We start from the raw sequence: 3,287 nt of genomic DNA on the forward strand, positions 1-3,287 counted from the left end.
ATGAAACTGTCGCACATTGAGCCTTTTTGACCGGCATATCAGTGTCATAAACCCCTAGCCTACTAAAACATTCTATCGCGCCATAATCGCATATTGGCGCGAATAAGTATCTACGCTGGCAACCAGAACTGATAAAAATCAGTCTTCGCATGTTTGGGGTTAGCGCGAACAAATTCCCAGCCGTGCTGGCGATAAAAGGCTAACGCACGATGATTATCACGGCTTACAGATAACAACGCTCGCCGGCACCCCGCGTTTGTTAAGGTGGTTTCGATATAGCGCTGCAGCAAAGGGGCCAGCCCGCGACCACGAAAAGCAGGTGCAAGGTAGATGAGATGCACATAACCCGTCTCAGGCTCGGTCGACGTACTGCGAAATTCAAGCTGCCCAGCCCATTCTCCATCGACAAAAATATGCCGATAAAACCACTCGGGCTGATTCATGCGTTCACTCACTCGTTCATAATAGCCCGTTAGAAAGTCTTCAAACCCCTCATCGGAGCCAAAGCTACACACAAAAGCGTCCCGACGTGCAGCTACGCAATTAGCAAAATCGGTTTCAAGATTGATGGGACGGAAAGTCAGGTGCATGGGTGTATCCTTACTCAAGATAATCTCTATCTCCATGACGCGCGCAAAAGTCAGCGCTAGATAGCACGGGTCATCGTTAACTCATCGACTGAATGACCATCGATTCGATAGCAATCCGACATGTTGCCAATCACTTTAAAGCCACATTTTCCGTATAATTTTCGAGCGGGCAGATTATTAGAGAGCACGTTCAAGTCAAGCCATCTGACATGCTCTGTGTGTTGACAAAACACCACCACGGCATTAATTAATGCCGCCCCTACTCCTTGTCGCCTAATACGACTTTCAACTCCCATCCCAAGCATAACGCGATGAGCCTTGTACGGTTCGTTATACTGACGCAAGTCAATATGACCAACAATGGTATTATTCTCTTCTTTAGCCAACCATAGTTTTCTGCAGCCTGTCTGCCCCACCTCAAACTGAAAGCCGTCTTGAAACTTCGCTTTTAACTCTTCGGATACATAGCTACATGCTTTAGAAAGCGGCTGGAAGCTTGGCGCACTATTGGTGTTATTCTCTTCAAGCTGAGCATTCAGATAGACAAAGAATGCTTCTAAATCTGCTGTCGTTGCCTCAACGATTTTCACTGGCTAGTTTCTCTGTCACATAAGTAATAAAAAACATGGCGATATTCGCTCGATGTTACGTTTCGAACATTGATTACAAACCACCCGATAAATCTAAAAAGTTACCGGTCGAAAAGGAAGCTTTATCAGTCGCTAGCCAAAAAATGGCCTCTGCAACTTCTTCTGGCTGCCCCCCTCTTTGCATCGGGATTTTATTTTCTAATCGTTTGACTCTCTCCGGTTCGCCGCCATCTGCATGCATGTCGGTATAAATTAAGCCAGGACGTACACAATTCACGCGAATACCTTCTGCTGCCACCTCTTTAGATAAGCCTTTAGTCAGTGTATCGATTGCTCCCTTAGAGGCGGCATAATCGATGTATTCATTGGGGGAACCAGTTCGGGCCGCACCAGAAGAGACATTTATGATCGCACCACCTTCTCCACCCGATCGCGTCGACATACGTTTAACGGCTTCGCGACAGCAAAGAAAACATCCTGTAACATTGTTGACCAAAATGGCATTGATTCGACTTGCAGTCATATTTTCTAGGCGCGATTGCTGGCGCAAAATGCCAGCGTTATTGACTAGCACATCCAGTTTATCTACTCGCTGATCCACAGACGAAAACAATTTAATGGCATCTTCCTCTTTGGAAACGTCGGCTTGGATTGGGTAACACTCCCCTCCTTCGGCCTTAATGTCGTTTGCGACACGAGATGCGGCCTGATGATTAGACTTATAGTTAATAAAAACTACGTATCCGTTTCGTGCAAATAACTTGGCCGTTGAGGCACCGATGCCTCGCCCACCACCTGTTATCAATACCGTCTTTTTACGCATCTGCATTCCATCCAATTATAAAGCATTATTATTTATGCGTTTTTCTTTCTCTCCGAGGAATTTACTGAAGCGCAATAAATAGCCATCGGGATCTTGAACCAAGAACTCTCGTTGACCGCAAAGCACTGTCCCTTCGTCATACCAGTTTTCTTGTGGTTCTTGATAAAGAGGCGTTTCAGACGCAACCAAGCGTGCCAAAACAGGCGAAATATCACTTAACTCTATTTGAAAATTAACACCTCGTCCGAGTGGGTAGACGAAAGCCCCTGTCTCCCATCCGGCATCATGCATTTGCTCAATCATAATATGAACCTTCTCATACTCTAAGTAAGCGAATATTGGTGTGGTGCGTTGATTTCTAATTTTGAACCCAAGCAAGTCCTGATAAAAATGGAGCGACCTTTCAAAATCACTAACAGTTAACTCTGGCACCATTGGGTTCCAATATTCTTCCATAAAATCCCTTTATATAATAAACAACGAACTTTTTACTCTTAATCACTAGACGAGCTTACTTGCATTAAACACTAAGTGACGTTTGGTTTACTAACATCACTTAACGAATGGTTTTCTTCAAAGTTATTACACTTGATATCTACTTCACGAGATAATATATCTGCTATTTTTGATGGTTCATAAAAGCTCGCTGACGGAATACGTATCAGTTTATGATGACCATAAAGCGCTTCATTTACGTACAGATCGCGTTCCTGTCTTTTCTTCCATTGATGCGTCGCATCATCTAACTCAATCACAGCGAGTATTCTTGTCGTTTTGTCAGTTATCACAAAATCCATGCGCTTTGCCCATGTACGAGAGTTATGTCGGAAGTTGACGGGCTTAACGAGCGCCATAAGAGACACTTGGCTGTGAATGACATAATCAGAGGGAAGTGCCTTTTGGAGAGCAAAATAGAGTTTCTGCTCGTTTCTAGTCGCAAGGTGTGATTGGCGTTTATGCTCAACCCGACGTTTATGCGGATTATCGTCATCTAATTGATTACCAGCGGATTTTGAGCTCTCCATTTCTTGACTAAGAGACGGCTCTTTTCTCTTCCACTGAGTATCCGTTGGTTGGCTATCCTTTGTAAACTTCCACACCAGATGGCGTTGTTTCCTAAATCATTGAACTTATCACTCTAGCGGCGATCAGATCATCAACGCCTCAAAACGGCGTTGTTGATCAAATCATTCACCTAACGCACTGATCCCAATGGGGTTGCCCCCATCAATCAACTCGGTAACTAACAGGCATACCAAGTCTTATGACTTTGTTTATTGCTTT

5 protein-coding genes are annotated in these 3,287 nt (G+C 44.4%); all 5 read right to left on the reverse strand.

Going from position 1 to position 3,287, the window contains the following annotated elements:
• Positions 1–110 precede the first annotated feature (110 nt).
• Positions 111–590, reverse strand: coding sequence for a GNAT family N-acetyltransferase (locus tag BGK46_RS02120; protein ID WP_069586830.1), 480 nt, complete (start codon positions 588–590; stop codon positions 111–113).
• 56 nt (positions 591–646) lie between these two features.
• Positions 647–1,180, reverse strand: coding sequence for a GNAT family N-acetyltransferase (locus tag BGK46_RS02125; RefSeq protein ID WP_069586831.1), 534 nt, complete (start codon positions 1,178–1,180; stop codon positions 647–649).
• Between the two features lie 73 nt (positions 1,181–1,253).
• Positions 1,254–2,003: an SDR family oxidoreductase gene (locus tag BGK46_RS02130; RefSeq protein WP_069586832.1), complete on the reverse strand. Its 750-nt coding sequence runs from the start codon at positions 2,001–2,003 to the stop codon at positions 1,254–1,256.
• A 15-nt stretch (positions 2,004–2,018) separates the two neighbouring features.
• Positions 2,019–2,459, reverse strand: a complete 441-nt coding sequence (locus tag BGK46_RS02135; RefSeq protein ID WP_069586833.1) for a bleomycin resistance protein — start codon at positions 2,457–2,459, stop codon at positions 2,019–2,021.
• A gap of 71 nt (positions 2,460–2,530) precedes the next feature.
• The gene (locus tag BGK46_RS02140; RefSeq protein WP_254659642.1) at positions 2,531–3,103 is read right to left on the reverse strand and encodes a DUF2726 domain-containing protein; all 573 of its coding nucleotides are present in this window, start codon (positions 3,101–3,103) and stop codon (positions 2,531–2,533) included.
• Positions 3,104–3,287 lie beyond the last annotated feature (184 nt).

The sequence above is a fragment of the Salinivibrio sp. SS2 genome, assembly GCF_001722075.1.
Taxonomy (GTDB): Bacteria; Pseudomonadota; Gammaproteobacteria; order Enterobacterales; family Vibrionaceae; genus Salinivibrio; species Salinivibrio proteolyticus.